Annotated in this window: 16 protein-coding genes; 3 read left to right on the forward strand and 13 right to left on the reverse strand. The window is 46.2% G+C overall.

Annotation, left to right across the window (positions count from 1 at the left end):
• Positions 1 to 207 precede the first annotated feature (207 nt).
• Positions 208 to 381 (forward strand): tyrosine-type recombinase/integrase, encoded by a 174-nt coding sequence (locus ACWJAO_RS07275; protein ID WP_449139778.1) that lies wholly within the window; start codon positions 208 to 210, stop codon positions 379 to 381.
• A gap of 130 nt (positions 382 to 511) precedes the next feature.
• Here the strand turns inward: ACWJAO_RS07275 and ACWJAO_RS07280 are convergent, their stop codons facing one another.
• From ACWJAO_RS07280 to ACWJAO_RS07330, 11 genes are all read right to left on the reverse strand, one after another.
• A complete protein-coding gene (locus ACWJAO_RS07280) occupies positions 512 to 2,176 on the reverse strand; it encodes a dipeptidase (RefSeq protein WP_449139779.1) in 1,665 nt (554 codons plus the stop codon).
• Between the two features lie 78 nt (positions 2,177 to 2,254).
• The gene (gene nadC / locus ACWJAO_RS07285; RefSeq protein WP_089543435.1) at positions 2,255 to 3,106 is read right to left on the reverse strand and encodes a carboxylating nicotinate-nucleotide diphosphorylase; all 852 of its coding nucleotides are present in this window, start codon (positions 3,104 to 3,106) and stop codon (positions 2,255 to 2,257) included.
• A 17-nt stretch (positions 3,107 to 3,123) separates the two neighbouring features.
• Positions 3,124 to 3,348 (reverse strand): hypothetical protein, encoded by a 225-nt coding sequence (locus tag ACWJAO_RS07290; protein ID WP_117586629.1) that lies wholly within the window; start codon positions 3,346 to 3,348, stop codon positions 3,124 to 3,126.
• Positions 3,349 to 3,364: 16 nt separating this feature from the next.
• Entirely contained in the window at positions 3,365 to 4,324 is a 960-nt protein-coding gene (locus ACWJAO_RS07295) for a DUF4296 domain-containing protein (protein ID WP_449139780.1), read from the reverse strand.
• Between the two features lie 2 nt (positions 4,325 to 4,326).
• Positions 4,327 to 5,040 (reverse strand): lipoprotein signal peptidase, encoded by a 714-nt coding sequence (locus ACWJAO_RS07300; RefSeq protein ID WP_449139781.1) that lies wholly within the window; start codon positions 5,038 to 5,040, stop codon positions 4,327 to 4,329.
• Positions 5,041 to 5,043: 3 nt separating this feature from the next.
• Positions 5,044 to 5,427 carry a TraR/DksA family transcriptional regulator gene (locus tag ACWJAO_RS07305; protein ID WP_022120972.1) on the reverse strand — a complete coding sequence of 128 codons (384 nt, stop codon included), beginning with the start codon at positions 5,425 to 5,427 and terminating at the stop codon, positions 5,044 to 5,046.
• Positions 5,428 to 5,531: 104 nt separating this feature from the next.
• The gene (gene ileS / locus ACWJAO_RS07310; protein WP_449139782.1) at positions 5,532 to 9,143 is read right to left on the reverse strand and encodes an isoleucine--tRNA ligase; all 3,612 of its coding nucleotides are present in this window, start codon (positions 9,141 to 9,143) and stop codon (positions 5,532 to 5,534) included.
• A 224-nt stretch (positions 9,144 to 9,367) separates the two neighbouring features.
• Positions 9,368 to 12,721 (reverse strand): alpha-amylase family glycosyl hydrolase, encoded by a 3,354-nt coding sequence (locus tag ACWJAO_RS07315; RefSeq protein WP_449139783.1) that lies wholly within the window; start codon positions 12,719 to 12,721, stop codon positions 9,368 to 9,370.
• A 291-nt stretch (positions 12,722 to 13,012) separates the two neighbouring features.
• On the reverse strand, positions 13,013 to 16,384 hold the full coding sequence (locus tag ACWJAO_RS07320; protein WP_449139784.1) for an alpha-amylase family glycosyl hydrolase: 3,372 nt from the start codon (positions 16,382 to 16,384) through the stop codon (positions 13,013 to 13,015).
• Positions 16,385 to 16,643: 259 nt separating this feature from the next.
• Complete coding sequence (locus ACWJAO_RS07325) at positions 16,644 to 18,638, reverse strand: NAD(+) synthase (RefSeq protein ID WP_449139785.1); 1,995 nt, start codon at positions 18,636 to 18,638, stop codon at positions 16,644 to 16,646.
• Positions 18,639 to 18,644: 6 nt separating this feature from the next.
• A complete protein-coding gene (locus ACWJAO_RS07330) occupies positions 18,645 to 19,784 on the reverse strand; it encodes a DUF2027 domain-containing protein (protein WP_118141458.1) in 1,140 nt (379 codons plus the stop codon).
• 177 nt (positions 19,785 to 19,961) lie between these two features.
• Between ACWJAO_RS07330 and ispE the strand changes: the two genes are divergently transcribed.
• On the forward strand, positions 19,962 to 20,822 hold the full coding sequence (ispE, locus tag ACWJAO_RS07335; RefSeq protein ID WP_119227710.1) for a 4-(cytidine 5'-diphospho)-2-C-methyl-D-erythritol kinase: 861 nt from the start codon (positions 19,962 to 19,964) through the stop codon (positions 20,820 to 20,822).
• A 27-nt stretch (positions 20,823 to 20,849) separates the two neighbouring features.
• Complete coding sequence (locus tag ACWJAO_RS07340) at positions 20,850 to 21,464, forward strand: DNA alkylation repair protein (protein WP_287837781.1); 615 nt, start codon at positions 20,850 to 20,852, stop codon at positions 21,462 to 21,464.
• A gap of 147 nt (positions 21,465 to 21,611) precedes the next feature.
• On the opposite strand, the gene ACWJAO_RS07345 is transcribed toward ACWJAO_RS07340, so the two are convergent.
• Together ACWJAO_RS07345 and ACWJAO_RS07350 are read right to left on the reverse strand one after the other, a co-directional pair.
• Complete coding sequence (locus ACWJAO_RS07345; RefSeq protein ID WP_006846843.1) at positions 21,612 to 22,112, reverse strand: NUDIX hydrolase; 501 nt, start codon at positions 22,110 to 22,112, stop codon at positions 21,612 to 21,614.
• Between the two features lie 11 nt (positions 22,113 to 22,123).
• A complete protein-coding gene (locus ACWJAO_RS07350) occupies positions 22,124 to 24,130 on the reverse strand; it encodes a dipeptidyl-peptidase 3 family protein (protein ID WP_449139786.1) in 2,007 nt (668 codons plus the stop codon).
• Positions 24,131 to 24,229 lie beyond the last annotated feature (99 nt).

Consider the following 24,229-nt stretch of genomic DNA (forward strand, 5'->3'; position numbering starts at 1 on the left):
TCGGCGAACTTTGGCTTGCTGTTTAATTGTTTCTTGCCTTGTACCATAATTTGAATAATTTAAAATCACGATGCAAAGGTACGAAACTTTATCTAGGCACACAATACGGCATTCACCGAACACTTACGAATTATGAAATATTGCTCATTCTCAACCACTTGCAGCTCATTTCTCTCATCTTCACTTTCCGTTGCTTTTGCTTAAATTGTGCACTCGTCTCGACATACCTTTGCCACCCAGGCACTTGCCATGGGAGTAGATATCTATACCGTATCGCAACTACTGGGCCATACCCACATCAGCACCACCCAGGTATATGTTCACTCCCTGCTGCAGAAAAAGCAGGAAGCCATCCGGCTGATTGCCGGTATGGCGGCATAAAGAAAAGAATAATAGCAAACATAGTCACCCGCACTTCGGACAACGACAAGGGTCTATATGCCACGATGAACAGGTGGTATATAGACCCTTCTTACTTTCCGGTATCTTTGATTCTCAAGAATCAAAAAACTTATTTTTTCTCCTCTGGAACCAGGAACTTATCGCCACTCTGCTTGACAAGCTGCTTGGCAAACTTCTCTGGATAACCAGGACGAACTGGAGTAGCACCCAAACCGTATAGAGTCTTCTTGAAGGTACCATTCTTATCGGTTGGCTTGATGATCATATCATTGTACTTCACCACCATGAACTCGAAAAGCTGGTTCCAGCGAGCCAACATCTGCTGAGCCTTCTCTACACTATAGCCGTTGAGATACTTGACGGCAGCCTGTGGGTTCTGGGCATAAAGCTCCTGAGCCTTCTTCTCAACACCTGCCTGAGCAGCAAAATAGCTATTGTCCAAGCTATCACGAACCTCCTTCAAGGTTGGGAACATCAGACTGTAACGAGGATAAACCATGTTGCTGGTCATATTGCAAACCCAGTAAGCATTCTTCTTACTGAAATGCACCGCATCAACACCAGGAGTATTATAGCACTCAGGACGCTCGGTCATAGAGCAATATACAGGAGTGAACGCAGCCATGTTGGCATCATCGTTGGCAAACCAGAACACGCCACCAATCTCTCTTGGCAACCATGAACGCATCTGGCTCACGAATACGAAACCACTCTGCTGAGTGCTGACAGGACGCTCGTTGAAATACTGCTTGCCATCCACCTTGTACATCAATGGTGTAGGACGATAAGGCATCTCCCAGATACCACCGCCGATATCAGAACCGTCGGCTACAGAAAGAGGAGTACCCTCGTAATGGTCGCGCATCACATTCTCTACATCCTGAACGCTCACCTTCTTGTTAGGAACCACCCAGAGAGGCATATCCTTCGCATTAGGATCCTTGCCCAAAGCCCAATCAAGATAAGGACTCATATCATAGAAATGATTCAAGAGAGCCCAAGCACGAGCATCGCAGAAACGACGTCCTGAGAAATCAGGCTTAGCATATGCCATTTTCCATGAGAAATCTGCATCCTTGCCCTGATACCAACCCTTACTGCGAGCAAAAGAAACGACATCCTTGGCATACATCACGTTTTTCTTGTCCTTCATATTGAACTTGCCGATGCGACTCTGGTTAGCATGTGCACAAACTGCATTATCAGGAATACGGAGAGCTACCCAAACCACGCCCTTAGAGCCTGGTCCCTTGCCCATCATCTCCATAATCCAAGCTTCGTTCGGATCACAGATGGTAAAGGTTTCGCCTTCTGAATTATAACCATAGGTATTGGCGAGGGTGGTCATCACCTTGATAGCCTCGCGTGCCGATTTACTGCGCTGGAGAGCTACATAGATGAGTGAACCGTAGTCCATGATACCGGTAGAATCCACCATCTCCTCACGACCGCCATAGGTAGTCTCGCCGATGGTAACCTGCCACTCGTTGATGTTGCCGATTACGTTGTAGGTCTCGGCAGCCTCAGGAATCTCACCATGATATTTATTGGTATCCCAATCGTAAATCTTACGCATCTCGCCCTTGGCATGCTTAGCCGCAGGATAATGGCAGAGGTTCTGGAACATTCCGTAGTCATCGGCACTATATGAACACATCACAGATCCATCTACTGATGCTTTTTTTCCTACTATAAAGTTGGTACATGCCTCAGCCTCAGAGACACTGCCCAACATAGCTACAGCCATCAAGGCTGAAGCAAAAATCTTATTCATAAAATATATCTTTATTTATATAAACAAAGAGAAGAGCTAGAATTCCTAATTCTCCACTCTTCCCTCTTTATTCTTCACTTAATCACAAGCCTTGAAGCTCATATCCAAGCCCTTCACACTATGTGTCAAGGCACCAACTGAGATGAAATCAACGCCCTGCTCTGCATAATCGCGGATGGTATCGTAAGTGATACCGCCAGAAGACTCAGTCTCATACTTACCTGCGATGATGTCTACTGCCTTCTTTGTATCAGGCACAGAGAAGTTATCGAGCATGATACGATTTACACCACCATGCTTCAATACTTGGTCGAGTTCATCGAAACTGCGAACCTCGATTTCAATCTTCAGGTCGAGGCCCTTCTCCTTCAGATAAGCATGACAACGGTCGATAGCATTGTCGATACCGCCGGCGAAATCGATATGGTTATCTTTCAAGAGAATCATATCGAAGAGACCGATACGATGGTTCATACCACCACCGATCTTAACTGCCTGCTTTTCCAACATGCGGAGACCTGGAGTGGTCTTACGGGTATCGAGGATATGAGTCTTTGTACCCTCAAGGCGCTTTACATACTTAGCAGTCATGGTAGCGATGCCGCTCATACGCTGCATGATATTGAGCATCAAACGCTCTGTCTGGAGCAAAGAACGGGTCTTACCCTCTACAATCATTGCAATGTCACCCTTCTTAACATGGGTGCCATCCTGAAGCAACACTTCTACCTTCATGGTAGGATCGAAACGGGCAAATACCTTCTTTGCCATTTCAACACCTGCCAACACGCCATCTTCCTTGATAAGCAAGTGGCTCTTACCCATGGCGTCTTCTGGTATACAACACAAAGTTGTGTGGTCGCCATCACCGATATCCTCAGCAAATGCCAAGTCTATCAACTTGTCTTCTAATTGATCTACGCTTAACATATTATTAATGTTTATGTTTAATGTTTATTGATTACTTTTCCGTTCCACAGGGCACGGAGGATGCCTTCCTCATCGCGTTCCACCCGGATTTCGCCGCCTAACCATTCGGTCATCGGCAACTCCTCGCGAAACTCGAAGTAGTTCACCACCCTGCCCTCTTGTATTTCTACCACAGCCTGCTGCAATATCGAGCCATCCGGCAATATCACCTGATGGGCTCCACATCTTCTCATTTCAGCCATATCTTAAACATCGAGACTAATTACTCCTCATCTGAATAGGTTTATCAGGCATAGGAACCGGTGCACTGGTCGGAGGCGCCAAAGCTCCATCCGGACGTGCAGGAACACTTGGACCTGGTATACGGGTTTTACGAGCAGTATCTACTTTTGCCGAATCAGAAGATGCAGCAGAAGAAGAAACCGGTGCCACCTTTTTAGGATGCATACGGATGAGACGAATCTTATTGACAAACATCAGTTTAAGAGTCGTCAAAGAACCGGCATCAGAACTGAAGCCACCCTCATTCAACATAAAGTACCCCTTTATACATTTGACTCCAAGGCTATCATTATCAGCGAGTTCAATACTATAGTGCTGAGCACTCTGAATATGAACTACAGTCTGTGCCACACTATCGTTCTTAAACTGTATAGCCAGTAAGGCAACACCATCGCGCATACCATCTTGGAAGATAAACTGCGATTCGAAATCAAGACGGAACCGGTCACCCTTATGGAAAGCTGTATCAGCTTCAATTTTAAAACTGCGACTGTTGAAACCAGCATCTGTCGAGAATACCATTGAAGTAGCCTCTTTCCAGATATTGGCAGTATCGCCTACAGAAGTAAGATTGTCAAAATCACTATTTCCAGCACTATTTCCACCTAAAGCAACCGCCTCTTTATCCAATCTTTCAGCCAGATCCTTATACACATCATGCAACAACTCTGTATGGCGCATGTAATAAACCATCGAACTGTCGAAGTCTGCCGATGTGACATCATGTTTCTTCAGTACAGCCTCGCGATAAGCCAGACTATTCTTCTCACTACCACCGTCTTCGCTCTGCGCCATAGCAAGAGCGATGTGATAATCGAAGAGAATATCCGTCATCTTTCCTTTAGAGAGCACATCTCTTGGCAGCGAAGGCTTGCAAGAAGCGAAGGCTGCACAAAAGGTTACTATCCAACAGAGATAAAGAAAAGCTTTCTTCATGATTACTTGTCCTCCTTATTTTCTTGAGATTCAGACTTTTTCTTATCTTCAGCAGTTTCAACAGAAGAAGCGTCTGTAACATTCTTCTTATCACCACCTCCGAGAGCTTCCAGTTCTTTTCTACAGAAAAGCAAGAGAAAAATGATGCCGACTGATACACAGGAATCTGCAAAATTGAATACAGGATCGAAGAATGTACCATGCTGTCCACCCCAGAAAGGGAACCATTCAGGCCATGTATAGGTGAAGAACGGAAAGCGGAACATATCTACCACCTTGCCCATGAGCACGGGTGCATACCCCTCGCCGAAAGGCACAAGATAAGATACATAATAAGGTGAAGCACCGGTGAAGATAAGTCCGTAGAAGATGGAATCAATCATATTGCCGATTGCACCTGTCAGAACCAGCGCCACCAAAATGATGTATAACAAGCGATAGGTACCACGCTTAATGATGCGATGAAGATAAATGCTCAACGCACAGATGGCAACCAGGCGCAACAGACTAAGCCAGAACTTGCCGATAAACGACATGCCCCAAGCCATTCCGTTGTTCTCAACAAACTCGATATAAAACCAATCAGTAACACGAACAGACTCGCCAAGGCAAAAATGGGTCTTGATGTACACCTTGATAATCTGATCGATAACAAGAAGCACAACCACCATTGCCGTGACGAGCCATCCGTATTTAATTTTACTTGTTTTCTCCATTTATTACTTCTTTCTAGCCTCCTTAGAAGCTACACTCAAAGTGGCATGAGGTACAGCACGCAAACGCTCCTTAGGAATCAACTCACCTGTTTCGCGGTCAATACCATAGGTCTTGTTCTGGATACGAACCAAAGCTGCTTCCAATCCCTTGATGAACTTCTGCTGACGCTGAGCCATCTGGATGATTTCTTCCTTGCTTTGTGCTTCACTACCCTCTTCAAGAGCCTTGTAGGTTGGTGATGTATCTACCACATCATTACTGTCTGAGTGGTTCAGCTGAGCCATGCAATCATGATAAGTCTGCTTTGCCACCTTCAATTTCTCATCAATGATAGCGCGGAACTCCTCGAGTTCCTGATCGCTATAACGCAGTTTTTCGTTAGCCATAGATGTTATCTATTATATTATTTATTAATGCTTTTAGGAAATAAGGGCTAGAAAGTTAGAAGCAAGCAGTTTGGAAATGCTCCTAACTTCTAACTCCTAACTATTTAATTCTTCTCTACGAGAATGTTCAACTTAAAGTCATCAAACTCGGTCTCAACACCTGCGTTGTCGCCGATTTCGATGCTGTCTGCCAATACCTGACCCTTGATGTAGTCGGCGAATGCCTCGATGGCTGCGTCAGTCTCCTCATTAGGAGCCACAGTTACGTTGATGCGGTCGGTAATCTCCAGACCAGTCTCCTTGCGGAGGTTCTGGATACGGTTGATCAGCTCACGAGCCATACCTTCCTTCTTCAATTCTGGGGTCAACTCTACCTCAAGCGCTACAGTCAGATTGCCCTCGTTAGATACGAGCCATCCTGGGATATCCTCTGAGATAATCTCCACGTCAGCTACCTCTACCACGGCTTCCTGTCCGTCGATATTCAATGTGATGTTGCCTGCCTTCTCGAAGGCTGCAATCTGGTCCTGATCGAGTGCTGACATCTGGGCTGCAACACCCTTCATCAGCTTGCCGAACTTCTTACCCATCACTCTAAAGTTACACTTCACCTTCTTTACGAGAATACCCTGACCCTCAATGAAGTTAACCTCCTTCACGTTCACCTCGTTCTTCAACAGTCCTGCTACTGCCTCGATGTGTGTCTTCTGTACATCATCTACTGCAGGAATCATGATCTGCTGGAGTGGCTGACGAACCTTGATGTTCACCTTGCGGCGCAATGCCAATACCATAGAAGTAATCTTCTGGGCGATGGCCATACGCTCCTCCAGATCGGCATCGATAGCAGCCTCATCAGCTACAGGGAACTTATCGAGATGTACGCTCTCCAACTCGCCTCCCAAGTCGTGATACAACTCGTCTGCATAGAATGGAGCGAATGGTGCCAGCAGCTTAGCCACTGTCATCAGGCAGGTATAGAGAGTCTGGTAAGCACTCAGCTTATCCTCGCTCATCTCCTTACCCCAGAAACGTTTACGGTTCAGACGAACGTACCAGTTAGAGAGGTCATCGTTGACGAAAGCATCGATGAGACGGCCTGCGCGGGTTGGATCGTAGCCAGCCAACTCTCTGTCAACGCCCTTGATGAGGGTATTGAGTGATGAGAGAATCCAGCGGTCAATCTCTGGGCGCTTCTCGAATGGCACCTGAGCAGCCTCAGCATCGAAACCATCTACGTTAGCATAGAGGGCGAAGAAGCTGTATGTATTATATAAGGTACCGAAGAACTTGCGACGGGTCTCGTCCACACCGTTAGGGTCGAACTTGAGGTTGTCCCAAGGCTCACTGTTGGTCATCATATAGAAACGAACAGGGTCGGCACCATACTTATCAATCATCTCGAATGGGTTGGTTACATTACCAACGTGCTTACTCATCTTGTTGCCCTTGGCATCGAGAACGAGACCTGAAGAGATTACGTTCTTGAAGGCTACACTATCGAATACCATGGTAGCGATGGCGTGCAGGGTGAAGAACCATCCACGGGTCTGATCCACGCCCTCGTTGATGAAGTCGGCTGGATAGAACTTAGGAGGAATAGCATATCCCTCGTAGGTGCTGTGGATGAGTGCATCGCGGTCTGCCTCTGTGCCACGGGTCATCTCACCCTCGAATGGGTAGTGGAGCTGGGCGTAAGGCATTGAACCAGAATCGAACCAAACGTCAATCAGGTCGCTCTCACGATACATTGGCTTGCCCTCCTCGTTAACCAATACAATCTTGTCAACGTATGGACGGTGGAGGTCAATCTTATCATAGTTCTCCTGACTATAGTCGCCAGGAACGAAACCGTTATCCTTCAATGGGTTGCTCTGCATGATGCCGGCAGCCACAGACTTCTCGATTTCAGCATACAGTTCCTCCAGACTACCGATGCACTTCTCGCCACGGTTCTCATCACGCCAGATTGGCAATGGAGTACCCCAGAAGCGGGAACGTGAAAGGTTCCAGTCGTTCAGGTTCTCAAGCCAGTTGCCGAAACGGCCTGTACCGGTGCTCTCAGGCTGCCAGTTGATAGTCTTGTTGAGTTCTACCATGCGCTCCTTGCGGGCAGTATCCTTGATAAACCAGCTATCCAATGGGTAGTAGAGGATAGGCTTGTCGGTACGCCAGCAGTGAGGATAGTTGTGAACGTGCTTCTCGCTCTTGAATGCCTTACCCTCCTGCTTCAACTCATAGCAGAGTACGATGTTCAGGTCTTCAGCCTTATCAGAAGCCTTCTTGTCCCAAACACCATCCACATTAAACTGTGGGTCGTAGGCATTCTTCACGTAGTCGCCAGCATGATGAGCGTATGCCTCTTTGTTGACGCAAGCGTTCACGAAGTTGTTATCGAGGTCTTCGATGAGATAGAACTTACCCTGCAGGTCAACCATTGGGCGTGTCTCACCCTTCTTATTAATAAGGTATAGGGCTGGAATGTTGGCATCCTTAGCCACCTTGGCATCATCAGCACCGAATGTAGGAGCGATATGAACGATACCGGTACCATCATCGGTAGTAACGTAGTCGCCGAGGATGACACGGAAAGCCTCGCTATCCATCTCAACAAACTGATCACGACCATCCTCAGATGTAAATACCTTATCCTTATGAGCCGCAGCATATTCCGTAACGAAAGCCGGTGCAAAGAGATCAACCTTCTCGCATGGCTTTACCCATGGAAGGAGCTGCTCGTAGTGCATGCCTTCGAGATCAGTACCCTTCACATGGTCGATGATGCGCCATGGGCACTGTTTCTTCTCCTTATCGAATGGAAGGAGATCACCCTCCTTACACTCCTGATCAGCCTTCAGATATGAACCTACCAGCGCCTCAGCCATCACGAGAGTCATAGGCTCGCCATTGTAGAGGTTGTAGGTTTCGATAGCTACATAGTCAATCTTAGGACCCACACAGAGAGCCACGTTTGATGGCAAAGTCCAAGGAGTTGTGGTCCATGCAATGAAGTATGGCTTGCCCCACTTGGTCCACTCTGCCTTAGGATCCTTGATGAGGAACTGGGCTGTGGTGGTGAGGTCCTTGACATCGCGATAGCATCCAGGCTGGTTCAACTCGTGAGAGCTCAAACCAGTACCTGCACCTGGAGAGTATGGCTGGATGGTGTAACCCTTGTAGAGCAGACCCTTGTTGTAGAGCTGCTTGAGGAGCCACCAGAGCGTCTCGATATACTTGTTGTCATAAGTAATGTAAGGATGATCGAGATCCACAAAGTAACCCATCTTCTCGGTCAACTCGCGCCACTCTGCGGTGAACTTCATCACGTTCTCGCGGCACTTGTGGTTATAATCCTCTGTAGAGATATACTTCTCAGAAGCCTTGTTGTCGATATCCTTCTTGGTAATACCCAATTCTTTCTCTACACCCAACTCAACAGGAAGTCCGTGGGTATCCCATCCAGCCTTACGGTGAACCTGGAATCCCTTCATAGTCTTGTATCTGTTGAATGTATCCTTGATACTACGTGCCAACACATGGTGAATACCAGGGTGGCCATTAGCAGATGGAGGTCCCTCGAAGAAGATAAACTGAGGGCAGCCTTCACGCTCGTCGATAGACTTGTGAAAGATATCATTCTTCTCCCACGCTGCGAGTACGTCATTGTTGGTCTGTGTAAGATTCAGACCATTATGCTCGGCAAATTTCTTAGCCATATTATCTATTTTATTTTTATATTGTTTTTACTTTTGGGCGCAAAGTTACAAAAAAAAAAGGTTTTACCCAAAATCTTTAATATATTTTCTACTTATATATACAAAAAAGACTCCTAAATGACTGAAAGATTGCTCTATTCAAGTCATTTAGGAGTACTTAAACCTAAAATAAATGAAATATGATAAACTAAATGTTTCTAAAAGTAATGGCGGCTAACCATTTACTACTTGATAACAAACTTCTTGCCATTGCAGATATACATACCTGGAGCGAGAACGTATTCTGCATCAGAAACCTTGTTCACTTCGGCTACCTTCACACCGTTGATAGAGTAGATCTTCAACTTAGCAGTCTTCTGGACTGTTGTAGCCTGATTGATACCTGTAACAACCTCGTTAGTCTTACCGTCACGGTTATAGACTGCACCGTTTACGAAATCCAAGTTGGCTGTCTGCTGACCATTACCGCCATTATTAAAGATAATCTTGGTAGGAGTACTTGTCAAGTCGCCATCATACTTCCACATCCAGACATCCAAACCATTCTTCTTCTCACCAGTCTTGGTACAAGCAACACCTGGCCATTTACCTTCGCCACCAGTAAAGTTTTCTGTACCATTCCAAGCCCAGCAGTCAACCTGACTCCAGTCTGAAGGAGCGAGGAAGTAAGCGTAGATTCCTGTTGGAGTAGGAACAATCAACTTTTCCTTCTTGTTGAAGGTAGCTGTACCAGTCTTGGTAACATCGTCTGCATTGGTAGCGCTCCAAGTTACTGTCTGGCTCTCGCCTTCCATCATGTCTGCACCGATAGTGAAGGTAGCAGCCTGACCAGGAGTAAGATTTACCTGCTCACCATTACCTATCTTGTACCAACCGCTCTTTGCATTGCTGCTCAATGTAGCAGTAACAGATATAGTATTCTCGAAGTCCCCACCATTAGGGCTGAAAGTAACCTTAGCTGCAGCAACAGTATTGACAGGAGCGTCAATTTTCTTGGCACTAGAACCACCATCATACTCCAAATAGATGTCTCCTGTGATACCAGTAATATCACCAGACTGAGCACCGTTACCATTGTTCAAGATGACATTGAAGTTCTCTACACCATCGAAAGAGTAAGTCCAGTATTTAGCACCATCGATTTCCTCAGGACCATTCATTACCTTACCAGGCCATGCACCAGTCAAATCCTTACCGTCAGTACCTGTTGTCCAAGCATGGATGTGAGGAGCATTAGTAGCCTTTACTGTTACCGTGATAGAAGCATTAGGATCTACCTTTGTATAAGTAACTTTACCTGTCTTTTCCTTGCCCTCAGAACTTGTTGCACTCCAAGTCACAGTCTTGCTATCCTTGAAGTTCATGCCTTCACCGATAGTGAAGGTAGCAGACTTACCAGGAGTCAAATCTACCTTATTCTGTCCCTCTATCTGGTACCAACCAGACACAGCATCTTCTGAGAGTGTAGCAGTAACAGAGACCGTATTGGTACGGAAGGTGCCACCAGCAGGGGAAAGAGAAACGCTTGCAGGCTGAACAGGGGCCTCCTCTATCCAAGTTGTACCAGCTTCCTGATTACCGTCATATGCCTGTTCACCCAGAGACTTAGCTGCTGTATCATAGATGAAAGCACCATCCTCAATGAGCTTGCCGCCCTTCCAGTCTTTCACGAGAACGCGAACCTGGCCCTGATTGTTAGGAGCATCAACGGTAATAGTAGAACCTGAGTAAGTCTTACCTGTTACCAAATCAGTATAAGTACCTGCTGGGCAACCAGTGAATGTTGCACCACCATTGAGGGCTACGAGAGCATAGCTATCCTTGTAAGCACGCTTGAAAGCAATACCGCCTTTGACTGAGCAACCATCTGTTGTCCACTGACCCTTGCGGAGAGCAGGCACTGCCTGACGAATCTTGTTCAGACGGATGAGGTGCTGAGCTACATCATGATTCAAAGTAGCAGCCACATTACCTGATGCCTTATATTCACCGAAATCTGATGCTTCTACATCACCAGTGATATAACCACCGAAGTAAGCACGACCAGTGTTATTGAGAGGACCATTAGGACCTTTATCAATTACCACACCCCGACGGAAACCTACCTCAGAACCATAGTAGATACATGGAATACCACGGAAGGTAAACAAGAGAGAGAGGTTCTCAGCCCACTGAGCATCTGTACCACCAAAACGATTTGCGTCGTTTGGACCTGGACTATAGTCATGGCTATCTACATATACTACATTGTAAGTAGCGTCATTATAGCACTCGTCGCCACTTGCCAATCTGAAAGCCTGTTCGGCAGTGTTGTAACTGTAGTGCATTGGGAAGTCAATGACGTTGAATCCACTGTTCTGGGATAAATCCGGTTCATGCCATGCACCATTGAGCATCTTGGCATTGTTGCTCTTTGGAGAAGTCGTCTCCTTCAAGCAAAGCTGTTGTGGGCCTACAGGCTCAGCACCTTCAGGAAGTACCTGGCTATCCCAGTAGCTTTGACTTCCATTCCAATCCTTGAGCAAAGACTCGTCCGACTTCCAGGTATAGAAGTAGCAAGAGAGATTTTGCTGACCTCTGTAGGTAACATCGTTCGCACGTGTACAAACCTCGCCATACATAAAGAAAGGTGCATTGTTCAATCGCTTCGCCTTATACTTCTCACCGAGCGCTTTAAACTGAGGAATGAACTCCTTGTTGAATGTCAAGCGAGAGATATGACCAGATGTATCGATACGGAAACCATCGACACCCATCTTGATGAACTGACCATAGCACTTCACGAGATAATCTGCCACGTAGTCGTTCTCTGTGTTGAGATCCACACAGTCACCTGCAATCTGACCCATCCAACGGCTTGGGTTGTCCCAGTCCCAGTTGTTGGCAGTATGATGCCAATAGTTGTGTATATCGTGGTTATTGCCATCTGTATTCTTCATCAGGGCAAGACGACGCTGATACTGTATCTTTACATTGCCCAAGTAATCGTTGCCCAACTTGCTCTCGTCAGGGATCATACAAGCATCGATGTATGCTTGGTTACGAAGATGAGTATCACGGTCGAACATCTTGCAGAGCTTCTCCTCACCGAAGTTACCGGTGTGGTTGAGCACGATGTCGAGGATAATCTTGATACCCTTAGCGTGAGCCTTGTCGATGAGTTCCTGGAACATCACGTCACCGCTCTTGCTACCATCACCACTCTGATAGCGGCAATCAACCTTAGAGAAATCCATAGCATGATAGCCATGATAGTCGTAACCAGATGCGTTTTGTACAACTGGCGTAATCCAGATGGCAGTGAATCCAAGAGCCTTGATGTAGTCGAGCTTGTCAATCACACCCTGGAAGTCACCACGCCAACAAGGGTCCTTGGAACTCTTTTGTGCTTCCTGATTGTCCCAGCAGAGCACGTTGTTAGAAGGATCTCCATCGTAGAAACGCGTGGTAATCATGAAATAAATACTTTCGTCTCGGAAGTCAGTACGATTGCTAGTAAACGTGTCTGTAGCCATCGCCTGCATAGAGACCAGAATGAGCATAAGAACCGCCCATAATTTTGCGGCAAGTTTTTTCATAATGAAATTGTTAAGTTTAAAATTGAATAGTTGAATAATTATGTTGCAAATTTACGAATTCTTTTTATAAATACTATAAAATAATTCACTTTTCTACTGTTTTTTCTGTGCAATCGATTTCGCAATAACAATGAAAAAAGAGGCTGATTTTTGCATACATGATGTTTGCAAAAATCAGCCTCATTCAGAGGGTATTATGTATATAAACTGCTAACCGCACGGGGGCAAACTTACACTACCCGCTTACAGAGCAGGCGAAGTGCTTGTTTAAACCCCTAAGTAGCGGTAAGTTTATTTGATAACAAATTTCTTGCCATTGCAGATGTACATACCTGGAGCCAGAACGTATTCTGCATCAGAAACCTTGTTCACTTCAGCTACCTTCACACCGTTGATAGAATAGATCTTCAACTTAGCAGTCTTCTGGACTGTTGTAGCCTGATTGATACCTGTAACAACCTCGTTGGTCTTACCGTCACGGTTATAGACTGCACCGTTTACGAAATCCAAGTCTTTTGTCTGCTGACCATTACCGCCATTATTAAAGATGATCTGGGTAGGAGCACCTGTCAAATCACCATCATACTTCCACATCCAGACATCGAGACCATTCTTCTTCTCACCAGTCTTGGTACAAGCTACACCTGGCCATTTGCCACCGGTAAAGTTATCTGTATCACTCCAAGCCCAGCAGTCAACCTGACTCCAGTCTGAAGGAGCGAGGAAGTAAGCGAAGATACCTGATGGTGTAGGAATAATCACCTTTTCCTTCTTGTTGAAGGTAGCAGTACCGGTCTTGGTATTGTCTTCTGCATTGGTAGCGCTCCAAGTTACAGTCTGGCTGTCGCCTTCCAGCATATCAACACCGAGAGTAAAGGTAGCTGGCTTACCAGGAGTAAGAGCAACCTGCTCGCCATCGCCAATCTTATACCAACCGCTCTTGGCATTATCACTGAGGGTTGCTGTTACTGTGATAGTCTTCTCGAAGTCAGCACCATTAGGGCTCAAAGTAACTTTGGCAGCTGTGTTGACAGGAGCGTCAAGCGTCTTTACATTTGAACCACCATCATATTCCAAGTAGATATCGCCTGTGATACCAGTGATATCACTTGACTGCTTGTCGTTACCATTATTCAGAATGACATTGAAGCTCTCTACTCCATCGAAAGTCTTGTACCAGTAGTTGACACCACCAATCTCTTCAGGACCATCCATTATCTTACCGTGCCATGCGCCAGTCAACTCCTTGGTTGGAGTGCCAGGAACCCAAGCATAGATTGTTGGAGCCTTGTCTGCCTTTACATATACGGTAATACTTGCGTTAGGATCTACCTTGGTGAAAGATACAGAACCATTCTTCACCTTTTCATCATTCTTGGCATACCATGTAACAGTCTTGCTCTGCTTGAAGTTCATGCCTTCACCGATAGTGAATGTCTTGGTCTCGCCTGGAGCCAACTCTACCTTCTCCTGACCTTCTACCTGGAACCAACCAGAAGTTGCCTTACCACTAAGGCTTGCCTCTACAGTAACAGTATTGGTGCGGAAAGTACCACCATTCTGAGAGAACTTCAAACCAAACTCATTAGTCTGTGGCTCAACCCATGTTGTACCATCTTCCTCATGACCATCGTAAGCCTGTTCAGCCTCTGACTTCTTCTTAGGAGCATCCTTATAGATGAAAGGACCATCCTCACCTATCTGACCACCCTTCCAGTCCTTCACGAGAACACGGAGCTGACCCTGAGTAGCAGGAGCATCAACGGTGATAGTAGAACCGGTATAAGTCTTACCAGTTACCAAGTCAGTATAAGTACCTGCAGGGCAATCGGTGAATGTAGCACCACCATTGATGGCTACGAGTGCATAGCTCTCATCCTTATAAGCACGCTTGAAAGCGATACCGCCATCAGCAGGAGTACAACCCTCGTCGGTCCACTGACCCTTACGCAAAGCAGGAACTGCCTGACGAATCTTGTTCAAACGGATGAGGTGCTGAGCTACATCATGATTCAAAGTAGCAGCCACATTACCTGTTGCTGTGTAGTCACCGAAGTCTTTGGCTGTTACATCACCTGTAATATAACCACCGAAGTAAGCACGACCAGTTTCAGAGAGAGGACCATGAGGACCATTGTCAATCGCTGCACCGCGACGGAAAGCAATCTCAGAACCATAATAGAGACATGGAATGCCACGGAAGGTAAACATCAGGGAGAGATTCTCTGCCCACTGAGCATCTGAGCCACCGAAACGGAGCTTGTCGTCATATTGCTGAGGACCATAGTCGTGGCTGTCTACATATACTACATTATAAGTAGCGTCATTATATTTCTTATCGCCTGACTTTGCCAAACCGTATGCGGCGGCAGCATTACCGAAGTTGTAGTGCAATGGGAAGTCGATCACATTGAAACCGCTTGCCTGAGAATAGTCAGGCTCATGCCACTTACCATCCACCATAAAGGTATTGTTGCTGATTGGTGTAGGATCCGCGTCCGATTCACAGAGAGCCATCTGGTGATCGTCCACACCTGTACCGCCATTGGCCTTATCAAAGAGGACCTGTGTATCCCAGTATTCCTGGCTACCATCCCATTTGTCGAGCAAGGTCTTTGGAGCCTGCCATGTGTAATAATAGCAAGAGAGGTTCTCCTGACCACGGTATGTGACATCACTGTAACGGGCACAAACCTCACCATACATAAAGAAAGGTGCCTTGTTCAATCGCTTATCCTCGTACTTCTTACCGAGGGCTGCAAACTGAGGAATGAACTGCTTGCAGAAAGTCAAACGTGAGATGTGACCGGATGTATCGATACGGAAACCATCCACACCCATTTTGATGAAGCTGCCGTAGCACTTCACGAGATAATCTGCCACATAGTCGTTCTCGGTATTCAGATCAACGCAGTCTCCTGCAATCTGAGCCCACCAGCGATTAGGAAAGTCCCAGTTGAAGTCACCATAGTGATGCCAGTAGTTGTGAACATCCTGGTTCTTGCCACGGATATTCTTCATCAGGGCAAGACGACGCTGATACTGCTCATAAGCGACACTTGTAAGGTAGTCGGAGCCTAACTTCTCCTCATTTGGAATCATACAGGCATCGATAAGCGCCTGAGTAGCCAAGTCGGTATCACGGTCAAACTCCTTGCAGAGAGTCTGCTCACCGAAGTTACCGGTGTGGTTGAGCACGATGTCGAGGATAATCTTAATACCCTTGGCGTGTGCCTTGTCGATGAGTTCCTGGAACATGGCGTCACCGTCCTTGCTACCATCGCTGCTCTGATAACGGCAGTCTACATGCTGGAAATCCATGGCATGATAACCATGATAGTCGTAACCGGAAGCATTCTGTACGACTGGTGTAATCCAGATGGCTGTAAAACCGAGTGCCTTAATGTAGTCGAGTTTGTCGATGACACCCTGGAAGTCACCTCGCCAGCAAGGGTCTTTTGTTTTGATCTGTTCTTCCTGGTTATCCCAGCAGAGCACATTGTTTCCTGTGTCACCATCATAGAAACGCGTGGTCATCATAAAATAGATACTTTCGTCTCGGAAGTCAGTACGATTGCTGGTAAACGTGTCTGTAGCCATCGTCTGCATAGAGACCAACATGAGCATTAAAACTGCCCATAATTTTGCGGCAAGTTTCTTCATAATGAAATTGTTAAGTTAAAATTGAATAGTTGAATTATCTGCCGCAAAATTACAAACTATTTCTAGCCGCCCAACAAGATATTTCACTTTTCTGCTGATATTTTTGTGCAATCGATTTCACAAATATTAAGAAAAAGAGGCTGGATTCTGTAAACCAAATATTTACAAAATCCAGCCCCTTTAAGAGTATATAATTAATATAACGGGCGCGCCAGAAAACAGAAAGAATATTGTACTTTTGGCTTGTCCGAAATCAATTTTAGAGGTTTTCAGCCTCTTGCAACCAGATGGCTGAAGCTGCATCACTAGGCATACGCCAGTCACCACGAGGACTGAGGCTTACGCTACCTACTTTCGGACCGTCTGGCAGACAGCTGCGCTTGAACTGCTGATTGAAGAAACGGCGCACGAAGGTCTTCAGCCACTTTTTGATAGTCTCCTCATCATAGCTGTCAGGATCATTATCACTGATCTTTACACGCTCCAGTTCGGAATCAATAAATGCCTTCTTTGCCAACATGTAAATCTTGGAAGGACGGAAACCGAAACGCAGGAAATAGTAGAGGAAGAAATCATGCAGTTCGTATGGTCCCACCAAATCTTCCGTCTTCTGCTTGATATTTCCATTCTCATCTGCCGGAATCAACTCTGGACTGATAGGAGTATCGATGATATCACGAAGAGTGATGCGGCTCTGTTCGTCTACCCCACTCTCTGCTACATGATTTACGAGATGACGGATCAGGGTCTTAGGAATGCTGGCATTCACGCCATACATGCTCATGTGGTCACCATTATAGGTAGCCCATCCTAATGCCAACTCTGAAAGGTCGCCGGTACCGATAACCATACCACCCATCTTATTGGCTAAATCCATCAGGATCTGGGTACGTTCACGAGCCTGGGAATTCTCGTAAGTCACATCATGCACACTGGCATCCTGACCGATGTTCTCAAAGTGCTGGGTTACAGCCTTGGCGATGCTGATTTCCTTAATGGTAATACCAAGACTCTGCATCAGCGAGATAGCATTATTGTAGGTTCTGTCTGTGGTTCCGAATCCCGGCATAGTGACACCTACAATACCCTTTCGGTTCATTTTGAGTTTATCAAAAGCTTTTACACAAACGAGTAAGGCCAGCGTAGAATCCAAACCGCCGCTAATACCGATTACTACGGTCTTGGCATGGGTATGAACGATACGCTTGGCTAATCCCATGAGTTGGATATTGAAAATTTCCTCGCAAGAGGCATTCATATCGCTGCTGGTAGGAATAAACGGATGAGGATTCACCTCACGTTCCAACACAAAATCGCGTTCATTTTCGGTTGGATCGGCTTCGATATTACGGATATTGAACTGACCGCCGAGAACAGAATACTTAATATTGCGCTGGGCATTTACATAAGTAGAATTCGTACGACGCTCAGACCGGAGTTTCTCTACATCTATCTGCGAGATAACCATCTGCGGTTCAATAGAGAAACGTTCACTCTGTGAAAGTAAAACTCCATTCTCATAAATCAAGGCATTTCCACCATAAACCACATCCTGCGTACTCTCACCGAATCCGCAGGAACTGTAGATATATCCGGTCATGGTACGGGCACTCTGCTGGCTGAGCAGACTCTTCAGATAATGATGTTTTCCGATGAGTTCATCGCTTGCAGAAAGATTGAAAATCAGGTCTGCTCCTGCTAGCGCCAGTTTGTTGCTAGGAGGAGCCGGAGCCCATACATCTTCGCAGATTTCCACACCAAACTGTACGCCATCGAAAGTTTGAAAAATCTGAACATCAGGCGTCAGTTTCACCTTATGTCCGGCATAACGGACTTCGCAATCTCTCAGGTCCTGAGCCGAGGCAAACCAGCGTTTCTCATAAAACTCGCTGTAGTTTGGAAGATATGTCTTCGGTACAATACCGAGAATCTGTCCATGCTGGATAACGATACCACAATTGAGCAACAAGTCGCCCGCTATCACCGGCGCACCCACGATAGAGATGACATCGAGTTTGCGTGTGAAATCGAGCAACATCATCACCGCCTGCTCAGATGATTCAAGAAGCATCTGCTGGCGGAAGAGATCCTGACAGGAATAGCCCGTAACCGAGAGTTCCGGAAATGTAATGATCTCTACACCCTTTCCCTCAGCCAGCGCTATCTGTTCCTCTATCTGCTGGGTATTAAAAATGACATCACCCACCTTTACGGCAGGGATGGCACTGGCTACCTTAATAAATCCGTACTTCATAATAAATTACTTTATTGTTACCTGTGTAGCACCATAGCCATACTCCTGGAAAGAAGCATCCTGATAGGTGCAACTCTTATAGCGATAGTTCAACTCATGAATGAGAGTCTGGCGCAACACACCTTCGCCCTTTCCATGAATAAAGATAATTTTCTGTCCCTTCTTTTTCTTATATTCCTCCATGGTCTTCTTGAAGATATCCATCTGATAATGAAGAATATCTGCAGAATTCATTCCAGCAGTTGTTTCAAGCACTTCATCCGCATGAAGATCTATCACAAGGGTACCATCATCCTTCTTGCTCTTCTTCTTGCTGGTGTTGGCGACAACCTTCTCATCCTTATACATCTGCTCTTTCAGACGCTTGGAATCGATAACCAGCGGACGGGCTATTTCATCGTTCTCTACAATCGTAAAGAGATAGGCTGGAGTCTCGAAGAAATCGTTCTCCTCAAAAAGATGAAGTTTGTAGAATTTCACGGGATCGAGACGGAACTGAACATCTGTTGCCGGCTTCAGGAGAAATGGCTTGTCCTTCTTGTAAGCTATCATCTGGATGGCGATATGCTCCATCTCGTTCAGAGCCTCACGACCGAATTCCTCGATGAAGAGTTTGGTGTTCGGTTCTATTTCTCCCTCTGCTTTCAGAGTCCATGCATTTCCCTCAGCCACGAGATAGGTATAGTGGAGATAGTAGTTGCTGTCATTCACCATATAGGTCTCGAAACGGGTATTGGTTACGTCCTTGATGTTGATAGGTACAAAGGCGAGATAAGCACTGAGTTTGTTGCCACCCGTACGTTCCTCAACCGGTTTCACAAAGGTTATCTCACGGTCGGCAGCATCATATTCCTCTACATCCATATCCACGTCATCGTGATCATTCAAGATGGCCTTGATACTCCGGCTGTCCTGATGCAGTTCGGTATTGGCATGCTCCTCAGCCTTCTGCTGCGCATCCATCTTAGCCGAAATCATCTTGCCCATGGAGTATTCATCCTGCTCCACCACAACCACCTCGTTGATAGGCATCGGAATCTCAAAACCATCCTCATCCTCAACGAGCACAATATTTTTACCTTGGAAGCCGGCAACCTTTCCGCCACCCACTTCGCTCAAGAATCTGACTTTATCTCCTTTTTTCATAATCTATTAATAATTTGTAATTGCAAAGATACAAAAGATATTGCAAAACAGGGCTTATTTTAATATTTTTAATGCTACTGATAAAAATAATCCTGTAAAAGATGCACCATGTTAGATATTTTTCCGTATCTTTGCAAAGAAAAAGAAATAGTAACGAACCCTTTAAACTGAAAAGTTATGATTACATTTCCTTGCGCCAAGATCAATCTTGGTTTAAATATAGTTAGCAAGCGGAAGGATGGATACCACAATCTCGAAACGGTGTTCTACCCTATTCCGCTGACCGATGCACTTGAAATCAAGCTCATGGGCGATGAATTCCCTAGCGATGTTCCTTGTGATCTGAAGATTACAGGTAACGCAGTGGATTGCGATGAACAGAACAATCTCGTTGTAAAGGCTTATAATCTCCTGGCTGCCGACTTCAGGATTCCACGCATCCATGCTCACCTGGTGAAGCGTATTCCTTCGCAGGCAGGTTTGGGTGGCGGTTCTGCCGATGCAGCCTTCATGATCCGTTTGTTGGACGAGCGTTTCCGCCTCAACATCGGTAATGCGGAGATGGAAAAATATGCTGCCAAACTGGGCGCAGACTGTGCCTACTTCATTTCTGCTGACCCCGAAGATGGCGATACTGCTTGCTATGCAGAAGGCATCGGCGAAGAACTGATGCCGGTAAGTGGTCCTGGCGATAATCTGAGGGGTTATCATCTGGTTGTGGTGAAGCGCGATGACATTGCCGTCAGCACCAAAGAGGCTTATGCAGCCATCACCCCACAGGCACCAGCCAAATGTTGCCGCGACATTGTACGCCAACCTATCGAGACTTGGAAAGAGGAACTTGTCAACGATTTTGAGGCACCTATCTTCAAGATGCACCCGGAACTGGCAGAAATCAAACAGAAGCTGTACAACCTGGGTGCCGTATATGCAGCGATGAGTGGTAGCGGAAGTGCCATCTTCGGTATCTTCAAGCATAAACCTGCAAATATAGAGGAACAGTTCGAAGGAATGTTCTGTAAAATAATGAAACTTTAATTTAGTTAATAGTTTACTCAAAATATAATGAACGAAAAAACACATCAGAAACTGATGACTATCAAGCGAAGCTTCCGCTTGCTGATGAACGGTCCGGGATCGCAATCTATGCGCGATAAGGGACTGGGATATAAACTGAATTGGGGCGTACCATTCTATGAACTGAAAAAGATGGCTGAGGAATATGGTAAAGACTATGACCTCGCCATCGAACTGTGGAAGGAAGATATCCGGGAATGCAAGATTCTGGCTACACTCATCATGCCTGCCGATAAGATGCTTCCGGAAATCACAGATTTATGGATGGAACAGGTACAGAGTCAGGAGATGGCAGAGATGCTTGCCTTCAACCTTTTGCAGCACGTAGATTATGCGCCTGTCATCGCCTACCAGTGGATAGCGAGTGACAAGCCGCTCTATGAGATTGCCGGTTTCCAGCTCCTTGCCCGTCTTTTTGCCAATGGGAAAGAGCCTAACGAGCGTGGCATCAACGAATTCCTGGATCAGGCTGCCACTGCATTGCAGGGTGACAACATGGGAATAAAACATGCTGTCTCTAATGCGGTTCTCCGTTTCTGCGACTTCGGTGAAGATTTCGAGAAAATTGCAAGAGGCGCACTCAAGGGAATCTACGAGATATAAAGGTTCTCCAGATGCAGTCAGAAACAGGCCACGACCCTGCTAAAAATACGTCCCGACGTAGCATTTGCTGCGTCCCGACATAAAAAAAAATACGTCCCGATGCAGCAAATGCTACGTCGGGACGTATTTTTATGGCTAATTTCAGCGTTACATGAAATACTTCTGGTATTCGTTTTCGAAGTTCGGAGTGAAAACACCCTTGCCGATGTTTTCGCTGATTTCATCCTTGGTCCAGAATCTGCCACCGGCCAATTCTTCCTGGCTCGGTTTCACCTCGCCATCATATACACAGCGATGTACATAAACCAGTTCCTTTTCCCGCTGACTCTCAAAGACATAATGCCCTAGAGATTCCGGTTCAAAATCGGTGATACCCAATTCTTCCCTTACCTCGCGATGCAAAGCCTGACTCACACTTTCGCCTAAATCAACATGACCGCCGCAGGCTGTATCCCATTTATCCGGCTGGATATCCTTCCAGGCTGGACGATGCTGCAGATACAGATCACCCCGGCTGTTGAATACATGCAGATGAACAACCGGATGCAATATCTTGCTTCCGTCATGGGCATGACCGCGGGTTACAGCGCCCAGGATATTACCCATTTCATCTACTATCGGAAATTCCTCGTTCTTATTATCTATCATCGTTTCTCTTATTACAAAGTTCCGTATTCATCAGAGTAGCGCAACATCTGGTCGACGTAGCTCTCCTCATAATCCAATACCACGTCTGTAATTTCGCCTTCTTCATCCATCTCCAGCGTCATCTTCGGATTGATAAATCCCTTGTATGGAGCGAGATTCAGTTTCTTGTATCTTGCCAGTATCTCACGGTGCAATTCCGGATCAATATTCACGGCATACTTCTCTACCAACAGGCGGGCAGCCTCAAAATCGCCCTCGCTCTTGATGCGCTGAATTTCAGCAAGCAACTCACCGAAGAGATGGTGGAGCTTGGCATAATCATTAATCTTCACATAAGTCTTCGTCGTAATGATATTGCCCTCGCTGTCCTTCAAAGCATCCTCGGCAGAAGCATAGTTCATATCCATCTTCACCAGTTCCACAGCACCCTCGGCATGTTCCATCACCCACCAGGCTATCAGCGCACGGTTGCGCATGTGGGCTTCCTCTATCTTGTCGCCTTCCTTGATGCGGATGGTCTGGGTGAGCAGACCGTTCATCAGATAACCGTAATACTGAGCCTTGTATGCCTCATCATTCGGAGTCAGACCCAGTTCTACCAATTTATGGTCGGCTACATAATAGAGTCCGAAAAGATCGGCTCTCGCCTCTTCTATCGTACTGCCATACGCCTTCAGTACATCAGGGTCGGTACCAGGCAAGAGCTGTCCGCTACCATGTCCCAGACACTCATGCAGGTCGGTATGCAGATCATCGGTAATATCTTCGTACTGATTCATCAGACTGATGGTATCCTCGTCGATAACGAATTCATCGCGGAAACCATTGCCTTGAGCAGCCTTGTTATATGCCTCGGTCAGGTTACCGATGGTCACACTCTTAGAACCATATTCCTGACGGATCCAGTTGGCATTCGGAAGATTGATGCCGATGGCAGAAGCAGGATATTCCTCGCCACCCAACATCGCCGCACAGATGACATTGGCTGTAACACCCTTCACCTCCGGCTTGCGGAAACGTGGGTCTACAGGTGAATGGTCTTCAAACCACTGGGCATTCTGACTGATGGTCTGGGTGCGCTTCGTTGCTTCAAGATCCTTATATTCCACGATGCCTTCCCAAGTACCTTTCAGTCCGAGCGGATCGCCATACACTTCGATAAATCCGTTGATGAAATCAATCATTCCCTCGTGCTGCTGCACCCAGGCGATGCTGTAACGGTCGAAATCCTTGAGATCGCCTGTACGGTAATACTTCACCAGGAGATCGATGAGATGTTTCTGTTCCTCATTTTCTGCATATTTCTGAGCACGGAGCAACCAGGAAACAATCTCCTTGATAGCTGCGCCATAGAGGCCGTCTTCTGTCCATTTCAGCTCCACCAGTTCACCATTACGCTTGGTCAGTTTAGAGTTCAGTCCATACGAAGGTGCCTGTTCGTTGCCCTCTTCCTTCATCCTGGCATAGAAACGTTCTACTTCTGCCTGGGAAACATTCTCATAGAAATTGCAGGCAGAAGTCTGCACCAGATCCTCGCCATCCGTCTGATTCACGCGCTTAGGCATGACTTCCGGATTGAAGATGACAGGCACCAGAATGCCCAACAGATCTTCCTTGCTCTGTCCCTTGGAAAGAGGCAGATATTCATCGGCAATCGCCTCAACCATCTCATAGAAAGATTCCTCTGAAAATCCTGGCACAAACTTTTCACATCCATAGTGATGATGGATGCCGCTGGCAAACCAGACACGCTTCAGATAAACTTCGAAAGCCTTGAAATCTTCGCTTTCGCGATTACCCTCGTAATGACGGTATACAGCCTCCAGGGTTTTACGGATGCGCAGGTTGTATTTGCCCTGCTGGTCAAAGGTGATATCACGTCCCAAGAGGGTTGCCTTCGACAAGCAATAAATATAAATTTTCTGTGTGAGCGACAGGTTTTCGAAACCCTTCAGCTCATAACGGAGCATCTGGATATCGGCAAATCGCTCTTGAGTGTTTACATTACATTTTGCCATTTTTATCTGTTTTTACCATGCAAAAGTAACACATTTTTTTCACATATCAAACTTTTTCTCCTGTTTTTCGCTCTTTGCAAAGTTTTTTACTTGAAATAT

This window comes from Segatella sp. (assembly GCF_977051555.1).

Excerpts from the sequence above, each read along its gene's own strand:
- ispE (WP_119227710.1), top strand. The coding sequence starts at position 19,962 with ATGATTACATTTCCTTGCGCCAAGATCAATCTTGGTTTAAATATAGTT.
- ACWJAO_RS07300 (WP_449139781.1), bottom strand. The coding sequence starts at position 5,040 with ATGGAGAAAACAAGTAAAATTAAATACGGATGGCTCGTCACGGCAATG.
- ACWJAO_RS07320 (WP_449139784.1), bottom strand. The coding sequence starts at position 16,384 with ATGAAGAAACTTGCCGCAAAATTATGGGCAGTTTTAATGCTCATGTTG.
- ACWJAO_RS07345 (WP_006846843.1), bottom strand. The coding sequence starts at position 22,112 with ATGATAGATAATAAGAACGAGGAATTTCCGATAGTAGATGAAATGGGT.
- ACWJAO_RS07330 (WP_118141458.1), bottom strand. The coding sequence starts at position 19,784 with ATGAAAAAAGGAGATAAAGTCAGATTCTTGAGCGAAGTGGGTGGCGGA.
- ACWJAO_RS07290 (WP_117586629.1), bottom strand. The coding sequence starts at position 3,348 with ATGGCTGAAATGAGAAGATGTGGAGCCCATCAGGTGATATTGCCGGAT.
- ACWJAO_RS07280 (WP_449139779.1), bottom strand. The coding sequence starts at position 2,176 with ATGAATAAGATTTTTGCTTCAGCCTTGATGGCTGTAGCTATGTTGGGC.
- ileS (WP_449139782.1), bottom strand. The coding sequence starts at position 9,143 with ATGGCTAAGAAATTTGCCGAGCATAATGGTCTGAATCTTACACAGACC.
- ACWJAO_RS07340 (WP_287837781.1), top strand. The coding sequence starts at position 20,850 with ATGAACGAAAAAACACATCAGAAACTGATGACTATCAAGCGAAGCTTC.
- ACWJAO_RS07350 (WP_449139786.1), bottom strand. The coding sequence starts at position 24,130 with ATGGCAAAATGTAATGTAAACACTCAAGAGCGATTTGCCGATATCCAG.
- ACWJAO_RS07325 (WP_449139785.1), bottom strand. The coding sequence starts at position 18,638 with ATGAAGTACGGATTTATTAAGGTAGCCAGTGCCATCCCTGCCGTAAAG.
- ACWJAO_RS07315 (WP_449139783.1), bottom strand. The coding sequence starts at position 12,721 with ATGAAAAAACTTGCCGCAAAATTATGGGCGGTTCTTATGCTCATTCTG.
- ACWJAO_RS07305 (WP_022120972.1), bottom strand. The coding sequence starts at position 5,427 with ATGGCTAACGAAAAACTGCGTTATAGCGATCAGGAACTCGAGGAGTTC.
- ACWJAO_RS07295 (WP_449139780.1), bottom strand. The coding sequence starts at position 4,324 with ATGAAGAAAGCTTTTCTTTATCTCTGTTGGATAGTAACCTTTTGTGCA.
- nadC (WP_089543435.1), bottom strand. The coding sequence starts at position 3,106 with ATGTTAAGCGTAGATCAATTAGAAGACAAGTTGATAGACTTGGCATTT.